Consider the following 15,206-nt stretch of genomic DNA (forward strand, 5'->3'; position numbering starts at 1 on the left):
TCTTTTGGTACTGCTCTAACGTGTCGCTAAAATCGGTGCCAGTATTACCGGCCAGGCGTGGCAGTGTTACCGGGCAAGGGGTCAATAAGTTTTCCTGATAAGGTACGTTCGGCACGTTCCGCACTGGCGTTGAACAACCGGACATACTCATCAGTAGCGCAAACAGTGCCAAATACCGGTTTAATAATCTCAGTCCTGATAAGTCGCTCGGTGTGCACTTCATTAGCCCTTAGCTCCGTTAATTTGTCCTCAAGCTGGCGTGATGAGGTGACGGCGATTTTTTCAACCTGTACGCGATTGGCCTCGGCTACCTGATTAATTGCCAGTTCGATTTTTGCCTGGCGGTCGCCGTGCATCGTCCAGCCCAGCAACCAAGCCGCAATCAGTAGCAGTACCGCCGGCAGCAGTTCGCGCATCACTTCACCCCGTTATGCTCAAAGCTGAAGTGATTGCCGTCAGGATTTGACTTAAAGCGCCCGCCCCAGGTGCCACCGATTGACTCCCAATATTCCCCCAGAGGCTTGTAGGCTTCGCTCTTATCCTGGTATTGGCCGTTAATAAACAGATTGAAATCCACCGCAAGGCGCTGCGTGTGCAAGCTGTTGGCAATGCCTTTGCCCGATTTGGCGTTTAATGCGGCTTGCTCTGGGGGGCGGTAGGCTTCGCCAAAGGTCAGGCGGTAGCCGTGTTCGTCAGCCCAATAAATCAACTGGGCGATTTTGACGGTAAATAACGCCTGTTTTTCGCTTAATGTCATGATTCACTTCCTTTTTTTAGTCGTCCCAAGTGGCGGGTAAGTAACCGGGTCAGGGCTAACTCGATCACACTTGAACCGATAATTCCTAGAGCAGCAGCGACACCTATCAACGCCAGAATGTGAATATCTGGAAAATGAATCAGCGCCATACCTGCCAGCAATGAAGTGCCTGAACCTAATATTGTTCGGCCCACAATCAGGCGCAGGGTGATCGCCTCGTTACCCACCAAAACCTTGGCGAGTGAAATAAAAGCGCCAATCCCGCCCAGCATCAGCACAATGCGAATAAATGATGTTTCTCCGTTTGGCATATGCATCACTCACCCGATCAAGTCGCGGACGTCGTCGCTAGATAAAATCGGCGTACCGTCAATGTGGATAAAGTCCGGGCTGGTCACGATGTACTTAAATTTATGCGTGGCCGTCTCGCCACCTTTCGGGTCAAAACCTAACGGACTGGTGATAATCAGCTTGCAACCGAATACCTCGACCGTTAACTCTTCATCGCCGGTGTTGGCATAAAACAAAATGTCGGTAGTTGGCATTTTGCGGTAGCTGCCAGCGGATTTAGCGGCAGCACTGAGTTTTTTAAAGTTCTTGGTATCAACTTCCATCTCCCCCTCAGCAGACACATCACCCGATACATAGCCATCAGGAATACCGCGTGATTGTGTGGCGGCGGTGTTATCGGTGATATCCACTGAAACGGTTTTGACATGGATAATTTGCGTACCCAGGGTAATGTCGATTGAGTTACCGCCAATGCGTGCAGTCGTCATGATTAATTCTCCGAAACGGCGGTAATGGATTGGTCTAGCATGATCCCAATCTGAATGGTTTTAGCGCTGCCATATGGCCGCACAACCAGGTAAATGCTCACGGTTTCGATATCCGACCAGGTAATCACCACATCGCCGGATTGCGGGGATTTCACTTCGCCAGGGAACATCACGCCGTTAATCTGCGAGCTGTGAGACATATCGCGCATGGTGCGGGCGAAAAAGGTCTGGTGTGCCGCAATACTGGCCGGGGTGCTGTTCATCGAACGGTCGGCAATTTTGCTGATCGCCTGAATCCGTACCCGGCGCGCGACTTTGTCAACAATTCGCAGATTTTCAATGATTTGGTAATCACCGCCGACCACGTCGAGTGTGCGGCCGTCAGACCAGTACATGCCCTCGTAATCGGGGTACCACATCGGCACGGAATAACGCAGGTCATGCATGGCGCGCAAATGCGCCAGGGTGACTTCCACCCCGTTGCTATCAACGGGCATTTCGGCGGTATCAATCCCCAGCCCAATTAATGCACCGGTTTTCACGCGGGCCGGACTGTCGGCCACGGTCACGCTGCGGTGACATAATCGGCCCGCCAACACGCCGGCTTCATTGCCCCACAGTGCCGGGACAAGTTGCACGGACTCAGCAGCAATGCCGGTCTCCAGTTCAGCAAGAAATGCCTGGTACGCTGACCATGACACAGGTACAGGCAGCGCCGCCGGCCCGGAAACAGTCAGCATTGACCACACCCAGCGACCATATTTATTGGTCAGTTCGGCGCGCAAAGCGGCGTATAAATTAATTTTGGTGCGGCCATCGGCCACGGTAGTGATCGGGATGGTGCAGATAACCCCCTCAACAGAAATCATCTGTTGAGCGCTGAGAATTGCCAGCATATCGTCGCCAGCCTCTGCATCAGCCGCCAATAACAGCGCATAGGCTTGCCAGTTCTGGCCGCCATTGCGCTGTGCGGCGCGGACGTTCTCACGTAATGTCGTATCAGCATCAGCCAGCACAACGGTGATATCAGATTGTGAATCCAGCGCGATCAAGTCGCCGGGGATTTCAGAATCATCAGCAGCGCTACCGATGAATAAAACGGTACGCTCCACCTCGTTAATCTTGCCCTGGCGCTGGTTAAGCTGGTCTATCGTAACTGTGGGCCATGTCATTTTTTTACCTTCCCCTTAATGTCTTGCGCCCGGACGCCACCGCCGTAATTAATGGCTTGCATCTGACGCGCCAGCATTTTGTTAAATTCATCGTCATTGACTGCCAGCCATTCGCGGCCTGGCAAGGTCACCGTCCAGCTTGCTTTTGCTTTTCGCCCCTCCAGACTGCGGATAATGGCCCCGGCTTTGTCCCGGCTCAGTGAATCCATGATTTCACTCACGGACGGGCTGCGCGGTGCAGTCTTTGGAAAAACGGTGTAACCCAAATCAAGTAACCGTTTAGCCTGGCGCAGTGTCGCGCCGGCCTCGCTGCTATTTCGTTTCTTTGCCTGGTCAGCGGTAACGGTGGTAGTAAAGCCTGATTGCTGCATTTTCCCGACCACGCCCGGCGACGTTTTTTTGTTGCCGCGCAAATAAATTCTTGCGGAATCAGCAGCGGGTAATTCGCTGATTGCCATCATTTTTGGCAATCCCCGCATCATTTTTCCTTTGAAACCGTTCTGGCGTTTGGGCCATTTGACGCCCTCGGCGTTGGCCTGTTGCTTTTGGTGGCGACGGGCGGCAGGCATCACGCCTAACTTCAACAGCCGCCACAGCAGGCGCTTACGCTTATTGGGCGGCAGTTCCAGCGCGGCCAAATCCTTTTTAAGCGCCTCCCACTGGGCGCGGTTCAGCGTAAAGTCAGCTTGCATCACTCTCACCCGCTGGGTGGGTCGGTGCGGTGGCTCCGTTTGCACCGACAATCCAGCCGGCTGTCGCGGTATTCACGGTGGGTGCTGCAACGAGGTAACGCTTACCTTTCAGCGGGATAATGCCCTCGTCCTCGCTTTCTGCCAGAATGATGTCGTCAGCCAGTTGCACAGTGATAAACAGCGTTGCGTTATCGTTATCTGTCAGTTGCAAAATGACTTCAGGCGGCGGCATTTCATCCCGGTTGTAATGCTCGTTGGCATGTTCAACCAGCCACACCATGACCAGGGCAAATAAGGTGTCCGGGTCATACTGGCGATAGGGCCAGCGTTCCCAGGCTAACGTCGCCTGATATTGCCGTATTGCTATCCGGCGCTGATTTAGCCCCCACGCTTTAGACGCGTGAATGATTTCAATATCTTCCATCCAGGCATCTGCGCCGGTGGTTTTCATCAAACGTTCCGGCAAGTTACTACTGACAAAATCAAACAACTTATCAAGCTGAGTCATACCAGATGCACCCCCACGCGGCCCCGGCCCTTGATGCCGCGCAATACCACTGCGGCCTCAGCCAGTAATGACGCTTTTGTCTGCGGCGCGTCCTGGTTGGTGTTGTCCTCGCGCCGGCTGACGGCGGCAAATTCGCCCATCAAATCGGCTTTTGTCCGGGCATAGACCGCTTTTTTATATTGGGCTGTCAGTGCGTTCTCGCCCTCCATCTTTGGGCCGGGTACCGCGCTGGCCGTCATATAGCCCTTACTTTTTTGCTGCGTGGTAAAACTGGCTAACGAGGTGTTAATCTCGGCAACGGCGGCAAGCATGGCTTGCACCACGGTTTTTTCGTTAATCGTGGGCGGTATGCTGCGCTCACGCTGGAACTCATCCAGTGCCAGGTCAGGCCAAAAGCCATCATTGGTTAACGTGGATTTCTGAAAACCGTTATCACCGGGTCGAAACATAAAAACCTCTCGTTATGGGGTGCGGGCTGACAAGTTTCCACGGCCCGTGAGACGCAAAGCGCTACGGCCTCCACTTCGCCCGCCCCGGCTGGCCGGGTGTCGGTACTGCCCCGCGACAACGTCAAGGGGCGGTGTTCACAATTTAAAGGGTTACTCTTCGACTACCGCACCTTTTGGCGGGTCGATGGGGGCATAGACCGGACAGCCTGGGTGACGATCATCTTCAATAGCTTCTAGCTCACTTTCATTAAACCAGGCGCTTAGTGCTCGGCCGTCTGCGGCCTTGTAGAAAATGAAATATTGATTTTCAGATGCTACGAATTCCGCGCGACCCCGAACCTCTCCCCATTCATCGCTAATGCGTGGTTCAACCAGTTGATTCAATTTAAATTTAAATTTCATTGTTATTGCCTTTTGATGGGTCAGAATCCGCCATTTCAGCGGCTTGCTTTTCCAGGGCGCGAATACGGGAAGCAATGCGTTTACGCAGTGTTTCCACCCCGATTTTTTTATGAAATCCCTCCGCCTGGGCGAGCAATTCATTGGCCCGGATTAAGGTCGGGATATCACTGATCGCGGCGGCAGCGGGTTTACCGTCTTTGTCGCGGATCAGGAACTCGCCGGCGAACTTGAACCATTTGGCGGTGTGCCTTTCGTTTAATCGCCAGTTCTCTCGCACATTGGTAAACGTGCGGGAAAAATACGGCTCAATACTGCGGCCCGCTTGTGCCTCATCTGCGGCCCAATCCAGAATAAAATCAGCCACGAATGACGGAAATTTTGACTTGATTTTGTCCGGTGTTGCCTGGCTTTGAGTGATCGCGATATCGGCCCAATCCAGCGCCTTATCGATATCGCCGGTATCAAACAACCAGACTACGCAATAACCGAATACAGGGTATTGATAGACCTTGCCCGCCTTGAGATAGCGCTCGGCATACGGAAGCCATTTTGGTAACAACTCCCGCGCCTTGAGTTCTATCTTGTCGGCAACGCGCGGCAGAACACCCAGGCGTTTAACGTCCTTTTCCAGGCTCAACAATTGCAAGTGCAAGCTTTCGTCTGCGCCAGGCTCGGCCTCTGTCGGGGTGGTATGTCGCACCTTTCCCAGGGCTAATGCCTGCGCCCGATAGCGTAGAGGGCTAAACGTCATGGGGTTCCCTCCGTTTAAATCTGAGTGTTATCCAGGACAGGGGCATCTTGCCCTGGGGTGCCTGGGATCAAGCCGTTCTGAATGGCGAAGTTGATATCTTCTTCCGCTTCAATGGTGATAGCTGACTCATCAATGGCGCCGTACAGCATTGGATGCCCCAACGCATAACCAGAGTTACGCCACCAGGCATTCTCAAAGCCGAGGCGGTCTTGCACATGCTCCGCGCGGCGGTATTGGTGATTACGCTGGTTATAGACGTGCAGGTTTGCCAGGGTGGTCACAACCATGCGTTTACCTGGCAGGAACGGAGCAACGTAGACGCGACGACCGGTGACGGTATTTGCCAGCATTTGGGCGGCAATGTTTTCCGTCGGCTTGCCCGCTTCCTGGAACAAGCGGAACTGCTCAGCAGCAATCAAGTCAGGGCCGATCAACAAGACAATGTCCGGCTCATTCTGGAATTGACTCGGAATGGTGGTGCTGATTAGCCAAGAGGCCATCGCGTCCAACGTTTTGAAAATACCGTTTTCGCCAAGAGTCAGTTCGCCTGGGCCAGGATTGATCACGCGCTGAGTAAAGCCCGGAATGCGGTCTTGTTCTGGTGTGGCTGGATTCGCATGTAACGTGTCGAAATTCTTCGCGATTTGGTGCCAGCCGATATTAATATCTTCCCCGTTCGGATATTCATCTTCATCGGTTTCAAGGGCGGCGTGAGTCCCATTAAAACCGACACGCAAGATATCGTTTGCAAAGGAACGAAGGGTAAACTCAGCCACTAACTGAATAAATTCATCGTCGGTGGTGCCTGAATGGATCCAGTTAGATAGCGTTTCCCACGGCAGGCGGGTACATGAATCGGTTGGGTATAACTGGTAGATGTTGCCAGACAAGCCAACGTCCTTAGTGAATCGCCCTGCAATACGGCGACCGGTAAACAGCCCTGGATTACCGACATCAATAACCTGGCCGCGAATCTGGTCAACATCGCGCACGGTGATTAATGGCATAAACCAGCCTTGCTCCATCAGTGCCAGGCGCAAAGCTGATTCCTGCGGTGGGCTGATGCTGAATCGACCAATGCCATTAGCGGTGATTGGAAGAGTGGCAACATCCGAACCACTGGCCTCACCAATTCGCCGTGCATAGTTTTGTATCAGTGTATATAACTTATTCATTGGCATAATGAGTGCTCTCGTTTATTTGTCAGTGCGTTTACCGCAATGGCTATTTAATTCCGCCTGTTCCGGTTTAATTAACCGTAAATCAGAAGTTGTAACTCTTACCGCTGGACGCATTAGGGGCGGCGTCGGGTAATTTGGTGGTGACTTGTTCAAGTTTGTTGAATTTTTTATCAGCAGCATTGAGTTTGTTTTTAAGTTTGCTGAATTCACCGCCGGTGACCTCGTCTTTAATTTCGGTAACTTCTTCCTGGACGGTGACCAATTCGGATTTAACTTCGGTCAAAGCTTCCTGAATTTCGGTTACGTCCGTATCATTGGCTTGCAACTCGGAAATAATGGTCGCTTGCTCTTCAATAGTTTCCGCTTGCTCTTCGACGGTATCCTGTAATTCGGCGACCGCTTCGACGATGGTCTGAATATCTTCATCAGAAAACTTGCGGCTGGAACTGGAAAATAAACGCGATTTTGGTTTTTCCGGTTTTTTATCACTGCCTTTATCGGCAAGGTTAAAAAGACTGCGGAATAATGCTTTCTTTGATTTTGGGTCTTTGGTAGACATATTTAATTCCTCGGTGTCGGCAACATCACTAATCACTAATGCTTCTAGTGCGCCGTAAAGTTTTCCGTTTTTATTGGCACTAAAGCGCATACGCTCGGTGCCGATGCTGGCCGGGGAGCTGGTGACGCCCAAGCCCTCAAGATAGGGTTTTCCGGTACCGCGAAAATTCAGGTCATCCGTAGGTTCGATGGAGCAAAACAGTAGTTGCCCGTTGCGGTTTGCATAAAGCAGCTCCATACCAGGACAAAGGCGGGCATGCAGCCTCATCAACCCGTCTTCGACTTCGGCTTTTAATTCCTGAACTTCCCCACAAGGGCCGCTCCAGCGTTCGTGCTCCTGCCACAGCATGGCGGTATAGAGCGTCGGGTCGTAGGTTTCTGCCATATCGACCAGCCATTCCGCCCTTATTTCGCGACCGTCAACGGTTTCGCCCTCGGTGGCAATGCGGATAAAATTCGTTGTCAGTTGTGAACCGGACATAATTAGCCTTTTAATTAATCGGTTTGGCGTGGTGATGGTATTAACTCCGCTCAGTATTGCGGATTGTTTTTATTATTTCATTTATCAAACTTCTTATTCATTCGTAATAAATAGGCATTGCGATTTATTGCGGTATTTAGTTGTCATTTTGAATAAATAAAGCCGCCATAATGAGGCATGACCAGAAAATCAAAATATCCAGAAGAATTAATAGGCCTTGCGCGTTCATTATATTTGAAGCGCTGGACAGCCCAAGAGATAGCCGCCGAGTTAAAACTCAATTCGACGCGGATAGTTTACTATTGGGCGGATAAAGGCGGCTGGCGCAGTCTATTAAGTGAGGAAGATTTAGAATCTGTTATTAACCGCCGTGCGGCTGTATTGGTCGATAAGGCCAATAAAAATGATATTGAGTTAAAAGAACTCGATAAATACATTGATATGCACTGCAAGTTAATTGTCAGCCGTCATAAGCACACTGAAAAAATTCACGCCATGAATTTGGAGGCAGCGGCGCGCGGGATAACCGCAACGGGAGCCGGTGGCACCATTGAGGCGATCGCCAACGAGGGCGACGACAGCAGCAAAAAGAAAAGCGGCAAGCGTGGCGGGAAACGAAATAATGTGGCCGGCATTGTGGCGGCTGATTTTGCTGAATTTGTTGATGACCTGTATGACTATCAAATCACACTGCGGGAAGCGAAAAAGCACCGTAACCGGATATGGCTGAAATCACGCCAAATCGGCGCGACCTGGTACGCTGCATTTGAAGCCCTGGAAGATGCCATTTTAACCGGCAACAATCAGGCGTTCTTGTCGGCCTCTCGCCCTCAGTCGCTTATTTTCCGGCGCTATATCATCAAGTTTGCCTTTGAATTGTTCGGCATTGAATTGACTGGCGACCCCATTGTGTTGAGCAATGGCGCGGAATTGCATTTCCTGTCAACCAACACCAATACCGCCCAGGGCTTTTGCGCCAACGTCTACATAGACGAAATTTTCTGGCAACGCGGTTTTACCGAACTAAAAAAAGTGGCCGGCGCGATAGCGACACATAGCCATTTACGCCGTACTTACATTTCAACGCCCAGCGCAAAAACGCATCAGGCTTATCCGTTCTGGACGGGTGACGAATGGCGCAAAGGCAAAAAGGCGCGGGAAAACGTTGATTTTCCAACCTTCGAGCAAATGGAAGCCGGGATTATGTGCCCGGATAACCATTGGCGCTATATCACCACGGTTGAAACCGCCGTTGCTGATATGGAGGAAAAAGCCAAAGTCTATGGCGCTGCGGCCATTCTTATTGACCTGGAAGAGATACGGGAAGAAAACGCCGCAAGTTCCTTTAACCAGTTGTACATGTGTCAGTTTATCGACACCGGCGATTGTGTATTCAAATTTGAACAATTGGAAAAATGTCTTACCAACGTCAGCACCTGGGAAGATCACGACGTTAACGCCATGCGGCCCTTTGGTAACCGTGAGGTGTGGGCCGGTTACGACCCCGCCCGCTCTGGTGATACGGCCTCGTTTGTTCTGATCGCGCCGCCACAAGTGGACGGGGAGCCGTTCCGGGTGCTGCATATCGAAACCTGGCACGGCTTCGCCTTTAAATACCAGGTCGGCCGCATCAAGGAGTACATGACCCGCTACAACATTACGCATATCGGCATCGATACCACCGGCATTGGCGGGCCAGTGTGCGAGATGGTGCAAGACTTCGCACGCCGTGAAGTGACGCCAATCCGTTACAGCCAAGAAAGTAAAAACCGGCTGGTCATGAAGATGATCGACGTTGTCGAGCATAAACGCATTGCTTGGGATATTGAGGATAAAGGCATCGCGGGCAGCTTTATGGCAATTCGCCACACCACCACCAAGAGCGGCGGCGGCATGACGTTTGTCGCCGACCGTAGCGCCGACACCGGCCACGCCGACAAATTCTTTGCCATCGCCCATGCGGTGATAAACGAGCCAATTAACAACGAACGCAAGCGGAAATCCGGCTGGGCGGGACGTCTGACAGGAAAAAATAATGAGCAAACGCAAACAGCGCTACAGCGCCAGGCAGCAAAAATCCAATGCGCAAGCCATGCCGGCACGGCGTGGCACATTCAGCATCGTAACGACCGATACCCCCATGCCGATATTGACGCAGGGAACGCAGTATCACGAAATCTGGTACGACTCGACCGCCGACCACTGGCGGCAACCCATCGACCGGCTAGCCCTGGCACAACTTGCCAACATGTGCGGGCAGCATGGCGGGGTTCTGTACGCCCGCAAGAATATGGTGGTCAGCGACTATGCCGGGGGCGGTCTGAGCCTGGGCGAAATGGGCCAGGCGGCTTATGACTTTTTGCTGTTTGGTGATATCGCTATATTGAAAGTGCGTAACGGTTGGGGGGATGTGGTGGATTTGGTGCCGTTGCCGGCGCTGTACGTTCGACGCCGCAAGGATGGGGATTTTTCGGTCTTACAGAAAGGCCCGCCGCTTATTTACCCGGCGCGTGATGTGATTTTTTTGCGCCAATACGACCCACAACAGCAGGTTTATGGCTTGCCGGATTATATCGGCGGGATGCATAGCGCCTTACTGAATACGGAAGCCACCATATTCCGGCGTCGCTATTACCATAACGGCGCACATACCGGCGGGATTATCTATACCACCGACCCCAATTTAAGCGACGAAATGGAAGAGGATATCGCGAAAAAAATTGAGGAATCCAAAGGGGTGGGTAACTTCAAAATGATGTTTATCAATATCGCGGACGGTGGCGAAAAAGGGGTGCAATTTATCCCGATTGGTGATGCCGGCGTAAAAGATGAATTCGCCAATATTAAAAGCATCAGCGCACAAGACGTATTGACCGCGCACCGCTTCCCCTCCGGCCTGGCGGGGATAATCCCGACTAACGGGGCGGTGATGGCAAGCCCGGAAACTGCGCGCGATACCTATCGAAAAGATGAGGTGATCCCGCTTCAACGGATGTTCGCCAGTGCAGTGAAGCATGATCCCGAAATCCCGCCCCATTTGCACCTGCAATTTGAGGGGCTAAACAGTGATGGATTGCCACTGACCAAGCCGGCTGATAATGAGATTGTTATCACGCCAGGTGATGGGGCGTAACGTATGAGAAATAAGCGGCGAAAAGTGCTAAAATCATCTCAAGATGGCGGTTTTTCGGGGGATGGTATGGCGACAATCAAGGTTATTTGCACGGCGTGTGGTGCGCGGATGCATAACCGTAAATCAGTATGGCAAGCGCCCCAGCTTGCAAACCTGTATTACACTTGCACCAATGTAGAATGTAGCGAAACCAGCGTTTATGAATTAACCCGCTCACACACCGTAAGCCCTAGCGGCCTGGGTGATAAGGGGTTGATTAAAGCACTGTTGGAAAGGCTACGGCCAGATGAAAAACAAATGGCCCTGAACTTGCTACAAGGTCAGCCAGGATAAGAAAAACCCGCCGAATGGCGGGTTTTTTATTAGTGATTTATTCAGGCATTCTTTTATTTAGAGCATCAATGACAGTTTCTTTGATTCGCTCGGTCACTTCATTAAACCGGCCAGGTACATTATCAGCGATAACATGTAGCAGTTCGGCATCTTCACCGATACAAACTAAAAGTGTGTTATTAATATATTTCATTTTCACGTTAACATGCATAGCTGAACCACCGCGGATACTATCATCAACAATGGTTTTCAAAACAAAGTTCAAAGCGTAATCATTATCCAATCTAGCAGCGGCAACCGGCCTTGAATTGAAAGTACCATTATCGTCGATACCTTCATCAACATAAGGGTGTTGCATCCCTTTACTATCAACCCAGAAATCGGTTTCAAGCATTAGAGATTTTTCATATTCCTTAACAAGCTCTACCGCTTCTTTTCTCAGTTCAAGTGTTCTTTCGCGGGTTTTCACCGACAGTAACGAAAAAGTGTTTTTAATATCAGTGTAAATAATCATCGCCACTTCCCTTATAAATCTGGTTAACTCTTGCTCGCATTATACAAGTGATACGAAATATGAACCAGCGGAAACAATTAGGTGGATTTTGTTGAATCCTCATTAATTTGCCGCATGCCAAACATCTTAATTAACTTCACTTCCCCCCGATCCCAATGTTCCTGGTCTACTCGAACGGTCATTTTGTTGGGAAAAGTCACATTTTCACCCCTGGCTAACGCGCTGATTTGCCATTTTTCCAATATCCAGCCGCTACGCTGCGCCGCTTGGTCGATTTTTTGGCACATTTCAGGCGAAAGTATTGGCGCACTGACGGGCTGAGTTCGGATTTTTACGTTATCGTCGTCAGCGCCGAACCTCGGCGGCGGTAATTTCCGTAACCTTTCGCGCATTTCCCTTCGTTGGGTGAACGATATTTTGTTGAAATCGCTTAGATCAGGCGGTGGTGTTGTCCGTTTTTTACGCTGTTTTGGGGTTTCGTCGTCGGAGGCGGGGACAGTTATTGCCACGAGTCCGAGGGGCGATACTGCCGCCCCAATGTCAAAATCAAAACCAACGTCAACCCCAACGGCCACAGGAGTGGCCTTGGTTTGGCTGTCGTTGCTATCAGTCTTGCGTACCATCTTCCAGTTATCGCTATGGATACAAACGCGTGAGCGTTCTCCCAGGCTAGGTGACCAGATGCCAAAAATTTTGGTTCCGTGTTCGCCGTAGTCGTTGGGGGTTTCAGACTCAATGTAAGCGGTACGGATAAGGTGATTTTTGCGGGGTTCCAGAACACCGCCTTGTTTTAGGATGTACGTCGCCATGCAGCCGGCATCCGCTGCGGCTAACACATCATCCATATCTTTATTAGCCAGCACTTTTTTCCATAACCAAACTTTACTTAAGCCGGTTTCGTCCTTGGTTGTGGCTGCTGCTTCCATCTTGATGGCTTTTGCTTCGGCCTTGCGTCGGAGTTGGCCGGCCAACATGCGTAATTCGCGGTAAACCTGGCGGGAGGGAATGCCAAAAAAGCGGAATTGCTGGACGCCGTGAAGAGAAGCCCAGGCAACAGCCCTTTCGGTGTCGTCACCTAATGGCTGGCCGGTTTCCTTACTGACAATGGGTTTACCGGTCTCTTTGTCCAGCTTCCCTTTAATGTTACTGCCGCGCACGTTCTTACCCAGATACTTGGTTAAGTAACTGGTGATAGTGCCTTTACTTTTGAGCACCGGCTTAACATCAAAACGGGGTTTAATATCCCGCCCTAACTCTTTACGATCTTCACGGATAGCAAAGTCCCGCATCACCTGGGTGATCGCGGCGCGGTCTTGTTTTTCCATGATGCACATTAAATGCCAGTGGACGGTGCCATCATGATGGGGTTCAGCAATACGGACGCCGTACCAACGCAGGTTTAACCGGTTGAGTTTCTTCCTGATGCCCGCAAACAGATTGACCAGGTAATCACTGCTTTCCTTGATGGTTTTTGTGCTCCATTTCGGGTTAGGTCTGCCATCTTTAAGCGTGGCGTGATACTTCGACGGGCAGGTGATGGTGTAGAACATTGCCTTATCTCCGCGCATTTCTGCCAGATTTTCTAAGCCCTTACAGGTGGTCATCATTTCGATATAGCGTAGATGCGGATTACTGGCGCTGGCGTTAACCACCTCTTCCATATCCATGACAAAACCGCTGTCATTAACCAGCTCATGAGCACGGATAAACTCAGTAGAACGCCGCCACTGTTCGCGCTGATAAACAAGCGCTTCCTGACTGATGTAAGGGGATGCTTTCTTGTGAACCAGCATGACAGCGCGCAATTGCTCCTCTCGCCACTGACAACGTAAGCGCCATAACCGGCCTTTCCACCAAGTCGCACAACGCAAACGAGCTAGCGCACCGGGGATCAGGTCGTAAGGTATTTGGCCCCTGCGGCGTATTTTATCGTTGAGAGCATCCCAATTAGGCGGGGTGATTGATAGCTTTCGGGCTTCGTTAGCAACGGCGTGATAAACGCGCAATATCTGGCGAGGGGTGGCATTTTCGGCGGGCAGTGTTGCCATTTGGCTATCGAGCAACATATCCATGTGCGCAGCGGCCATTGTTGCCAAGGTGGTGACCTCTTTTTTATTGAGTTCGGCCAAATGCAGCAGACCGTCTAATCTCTCACGGCTGGCAATATGGCGTAGCGCGGCGGTTTGCTGCTTACCTCGCATGGCGTCCAAGCGTGACAATGCCGTCTCAATGAAGCGACTCAAAAAGGCATTGGCTCGCTCATCACCGCTTTCCTGACGCAAATAATCAATGCGCCGCTGTAGTGGCTGGTGAATGAATTTAGGTTGGCTGTTGAGATTGGCCTGTGTTTCTAATGCGCGATTATGGCGTTCGGCTTTTTTAGATTCAGCCAGGCGCGCTAAAGTAAACTCGCGTTTCTCTTCCTCCTCTTCAAAGTATTCAATCAGCAACTGGCGTTTTGCTATGGCTTTGCGCTCGTCGTCAGTCAGTGAGGACACGAAGAGGGCGACAACGGCGGCTTGTCTTGCTTTTTCTGTCTCTGTTGCTGCTTTCCGCTCTTTGCTATAGGCGGCAAGTATTTGCCCTAGAGGGGTGACTTTTGGCGGCGGTTCAATATCCAGGCGCGGGTTTATGGCGGTGCAGGGATTGTTATTCCAAGAGTAAACCCCGGCAAACGTTTTATCGTTTCCGGGGTGTGATGGAGCAGGCTGAAATCTACTGCGCTTGTCGGTCATTGGCGTAGCGAACTGCCAGGCGTGGGCGTTCGGCGCGTCCGGTAATGTGTAATTTTGTAGACGCTATCGACGGGGATTTCCATTTTTTCGGCGATGAGCCTGGGTTTTATGCCCTCGTCGTAAAGTGCGCGGCATAGCTCCACATCATGATCGCTGAATTTGGCGTTGCGGTTACGCTCGCCGACAATTGAAGGGTTTACCCCCTCCACAAATGCCTTTTGCTGCACTGCCTTGGGTGACCGGCCCAGGCGATCGGCGATGTCCCGATATCGAGTTGTTTTGACGGCCTCACGCAGATAGGCCACCTCACCCGGCGACCAAAGTTCACAGCGGCATGAAGTCAGGCCATTAAGAAATGCTTTTCGTCTGACCGCTGGCACTGACCGACCCAAGTTATTGGCGATGTCCCGATAAGGGGTTGTTGTGATGGCTTCACTCAGATAAGCCAGTTCAGCCGGTGACCAGCGCTCACCTCGGCGCGATAGAGTTGTCATGATTTTGATCCCCCAAACAGCTTGATAGCACCCACGATCAAAGAAATTATTCCGACAGCAGAAACTAATATTGCGGGTAATACCCAAAATGGCGCAGTTACCCACCACCATGACCAGGTGATATATCCCATTAACTTTAAGGTGATGAAAATAAGCCCAAGGGCCATTAGTGGCGTCGTTTTCCAAGACTTGCTTTCTTTGCTCATTTTTAATTCCATTATTTAGATGTGAAAAAATCCCCGCCACCAAGTGGCAGGGTGATATGTG

18 protein-coding genes are annotated in these 15,206 nt (G+C 51.2%); 3 read left to right on the plus strand and 15 right to left on the minus strand.

All coding sequences use genetic code 11. The annotated features are described in order from the left end of the window. Nucleotides 1-44: 44 nt before the first annotated feature. The 12 genes from V2A85_RS00135 to V2A85_RS00190 all read right to left on the minus strand — a co-directional run bounded on the left by V2A85_RS00135 (nucleotide 45) and on the right by V2A85_RS00190 (nucleotide 7,730). Nucleotides 45-416, minus strand: coding sequence for a hypothetical protein (locus tag V2A85_RS00135; protein WP_420070689.1), 372 nt, complete (start codon nucleotides 414-416; stop codon nucleotides 45-47). Continuing rightward, nucleotides 416-757, minus strand: a complete 342-nt coding sequence (locus V2A85_RS00140) for a M15 family metallopeptidase (protein ID WP_420070690.1) — start codon at nucleotides 755-757, stop codon at nucleotides 416-418. The genes V2A85_RS00135 and V2A85_RS00140 overlap by 1 nt, the downstream gene beginning before the upstream one ends. Beyond that, entirely contained in the window at nucleotides 754-1,068 is a 315-nt protein-coding gene (locus tag V2A85_RS00145; RefSeq protein WP_420070691.1) for a holin, read from the minus strand. Before V2A85_RS00145 ends, V2A85_RS00140 begins: the two co-directional genes overlap by 4 nt. A 9-nt stretch (nucleotides 1,069-1,077) precedes the next feature. Further along, nucleotides 1,078-1,536, minus strand: coding sequence for a phage protein (locus tag V2A85_RS00150; RefSeq protein ID WP_025376679.1), 459 nt, complete (start codon nucleotides 1,534-1,536; stop codon nucleotides 1,078-1,080). A gap of 2 nt (nucleotides 1,537-1,538) precedes the next feature. Beyond that, nucleotides 1,539-2,708 (minus strand): DUF2586 domain-containing protein, encoded by a 1,170-nt coding sequence (locus V2A85_RS00155; RefSeq protein WP_420070692.1) that lies wholly within the window; start codon nucleotides 2,706-2,708, stop codon nucleotides 1,539-1,541. Further along, on the minus strand, nucleotides 2,705-3,400 hold the full coding sequence (locus tag V2A85_RS00160; RefSeq protein ID WP_087769037.1) for a hypothetical protein: 696 nt from the start codon (nucleotides 3,398-3,400) through the stop codon (nucleotides 2,705-2,707). Before V2A85_RS00160 ends, V2A85_RS00155 begins: the two co-directional genes overlap by 4 nt. Continuing rightward, nucleotides 3,390-3,908, minus strand: a complete 519-nt coding sequence (locus tag V2A85_RS00165; RefSeq protein ID WP_420070693.1) for a phage tail protein — start codon at nucleotides 3,906-3,908, stop codon at nucleotides 3,390-3,392. Before V2A85_RS00165 ends, V2A85_RS00160 begins: the two co-directional genes overlap by 11 nt. Further along, the gene (locus V2A85_RS00170) at nucleotides 3,905-4,357 is read right to left on the minus strand and encodes a head completion/stabilization protein (protein ID WP_046050852.1); all 453 of its coding nucleotides are present in this window, start codon (nucleotides 4,355-4,357) and stop codon (nucleotides 3,905-3,907) included. Before V2A85_RS00170 ends, V2A85_RS00165 begins: the two co-directional genes overlap by 4 nt. 150 nt (nucleotides 4,358-4,507) lie before the next feature. Next, nucleotides 4,508-4,759 (minus strand): hypothetical protein, encoded by a 252-nt coding sequence (locus V2A85_RS00175; RefSeq protein ID WP_420070694.1) that lies wholly within the window; start codon nucleotides 4,757-4,759, stop codon nucleotides 4,508-4,510. Continuing rightward, on the minus strand, nucleotides 4,749-5,510 hold the full coding sequence (gene gpM, locus V2A85_RS00180) for a phage terminase small subunit (protein WP_420070695.1): 762 nt from the start codon (nucleotides 5,508-5,510) through the stop codon (nucleotides 4,749-4,751). The genes V2A85_RS00175 and gpM overlap by 11 nt, the downstream gene beginning before the upstream one ends. A gap of 14 nt (nucleotides 5,511-5,524) precedes the next feature. Beyond that, a complete protein-coding gene (locus tag V2A85_RS00185) occupies nucleotides 5,525-6,691 on the minus strand; it encodes a phage major capsid protein, P2 family (RefSeq protein ID WP_342222765.1) in 1,167 nt (388 codons plus the stop codon). A gap of 82 nt (nucleotides 6,692-6,773) precedes the next feature. Next, on the minus strand, nucleotides 6,774-7,730 hold the full coding sequence (locus V2A85_RS00190; protein WP_420070696.1) for a GPO family capsid scaffolding protein: 957 nt from the start codon (nucleotides 7,728-7,730) through the stop codon (nucleotides 6,774-6,776). Nucleotides 7,731-7,907: 177 nt separating this feature from the next. Here V2A85_RS00190 and V2A85_RS00195 point away from each other — a divergent pair, with 177 nt between their 5' ends. From V2A85_RS00195 to V2A85_RS00205, 3 genes are read left to right on the plus strand one after another with little or no spacing between them, the layout of a single operon-like run. Continuing rightward, the gene (locus tag V2A85_RS00195) at nucleotides 7,908-10,085 is read left to right on the plus strand and encodes a terminase large subunit domain-containing protein (protein WP_420070697.1); all 2,178 of its coding nucleotides are present in this window, start codon (nucleotides 7,908-7,910) and stop codon (nucleotides 10,083-10,085) included. Continuing rightward, nucleotides 9,979-10,863 (plus strand): phage portal protein, encoded by an 885-nt coding sequence (locus V2A85_RS00200; protein WP_320407167.1) that lies wholly within the window; start codon nucleotides 9,979-9,981, stop codon nucleotides 10,861-10,863. The genes V2A85_RS00195 and V2A85_RS00200 overlap by 107 nt, the downstream gene beginning before the upstream one ends. 3 nt (nucleotides 10,864-10,866) lie before the next feature. Continuing rightward, the gene (locus tag V2A85_RS00205) at nucleotides 10,867-11,196 is read left to right on the plus strand and encodes an ogr/Delta-like zinc finger family protein (RefSeq protein ID WP_219643400.1); all 330 of its coding nucleotides are present in this window, start codon (nucleotides 10,867-10,869) and stop codon (nucleotides 11,194-11,196) included. A gap of 37 nt (nucleotides 11,197-11,233) precedes the next feature. On the opposite strand, the gene V2A85_RS00210 is transcribed toward V2A85_RS00205, so the two are convergent. The 3 genes from V2A85_RS00210 to V2A85_RS00220 all read right to left on the minus strand — a co-directional run bounded on the left by V2A85_RS00210 (nucleotide 11,234) and on the right by V2A85_RS00220 (nucleotide 15,125). Next, complete coding sequence (locus V2A85_RS00210; RefSeq protein WP_420070698.1) at nucleotides 11,234-11,710, minus strand: hypothetical protein; 477 nt, start codon at nucleotides 11,708-11,710, stop codon at nucleotides 11,234-11,236. Nucleotides 11,711-11,787: 77 nt separating this feature from the next. Then, nucleotides 11,788-14,445, minus strand: coding sequence for a replication endonuclease (locus V2A85_RS00215; protein WP_420070699.1), 2,658 nt, complete (start codon nucleotides 14,443-14,445; stop codon nucleotides 11,788-11,790). Next, nucleotides 14,442-15,125, minus strand: a complete 684-nt coding sequence (locus V2A85_RS00220; RefSeq protein ID WP_420070700.1) for a hypothetical protein — start codon at nucleotides 15,123-15,125, stop codon at nucleotides 14,442-14,444. The genes V2A85_RS00215 and V2A85_RS00220 overlap by 4 nt, the downstream gene beginning before the upstream one ends. Between the last annotated feature and the right edge of the window lie 81 nt (nucleotides 15,126-15,206).

Origin of the sequence: Yersinia sp. 1252 StPb PI (assembly GCF_048593885.1) — a bacterium.
GTDB lineage: Bacteria > Pseudomonadota > Gammaproteobacteria > Enterobacterales > Enterobacteriaceae > Yersinia > Yersinia enterocolitica_E.

Coding starts and splice junctions, on each gene's coding strand:
- V2A85_RS00155 (WP_420070692.1), bottom strand. CDS start 2,708: ATGACATGGCCCACAGTTACGATAGACCAGCTTAACCAGCGCCAGGGC.
- V2A85_RS00135 (WP_420070689.1), bottom strand. CDS start 416: ATGCGCGAACTGCTGCCGGCGGTACTGCTACTGATTGCGGCTTGGTTG.
- V2A85_RS00215 (WP_420070699.1), bottom strand. CDS start 14,445: ATGACCGACAAGCGCAGTAGATTTCAGCCTGCTCCATCACACCCCGGA.
- V2A85_RS00145 (WP_420070691.1), bottom strand. CDS start 1,068: ATGCCAAACGGAGAAACATCATTTATTCGCATTGTGCTGATGCTGGGC.
- V2A85_RS00205 (WP_219643400.1), top strand. CDS start 10,867: ATGAGAAATAAGCGGCGAAAAGTGCTAAAATCATCTCAAGATGGCGGT.
- V2A85_RS00190 (WP_420070696.1), bottom strand. CDS start 7,730: ATGTCCGGTTCACAACTGACAACGAATTTTATCCGCATTGCCACCGAG.
- V2A85_RS00160 (WP_087769037.1), bottom strand. CDS start 3,400: ATGCAAGCTGACTTTACGCTGAACCGCGCCCAGTGGGAGGCGCTTAAA.
- V2A85_RS00195 (WP_420070697.1), top strand. CDS start 7,908: ATGACCAGAAAATCAAAATATCCAGAAGAATTAATAGGCCTTGCGCGT.
- V2A85_RS00200 (WP_320407167.1), top strand. CDS start 9,979: ATGTGCGGGCAGCATGGCGGGGTTCTGTACGCCCGCAAGAATATGGTG.
- V2A85_RS00185 (WP_342222765.1), bottom strand. CDS start 6,691: ATGCCAATGAATAAGTTATATACACTGATACAAAACTATGCACGGCGA.
- V2A85_RS00150 (WP_025376679.1), bottom strand. CDS start 1,536: ATGACGACTGCACGCATTGGCGGTAACTCAATCGACATTACCCTGGGT.
- gpM (WP_420070695.1), bottom strand. CDS start 5,510: ATGACGTTTAGCCCTCTACGCTATCGGGCGCAGGCATTAGCCCTGGGA.
- V2A85_RS00175 (WP_420070694.1), bottom strand. CDS start 4,759: ATGAAATTTAAATTTAAATTGAATCAACTGGTTGAACCACGCATTAGC.
- V2A85_RS00140 (WP_420070690.1), bottom strand. CDS start 757: ATGACATTAAGCGAAAAACAGGCGTTATTTACCGTCAAAATCGCCCAG.
- V2A85_RS00165 (WP_420070693.1), bottom strand. CDS start 3,908: ATGACTCAGCTTGATAAGTTGTTTGATTTTGTCAGTAGTAACTTGCCG.
- V2A85_RS00170 (WP_046050852.1), bottom strand. CDS start 4,357: ATGTTTCGACCCGGTGATAACGGTTTTCAGAAATCCACGTTAACCAAT.
- V2A85_RS00210 (WP_420070698.1), bottom strand. CDS start 11,710: ATGATTATTTACACTGATATTAAAAACACTTTTTCGTTACTGTCGGTG.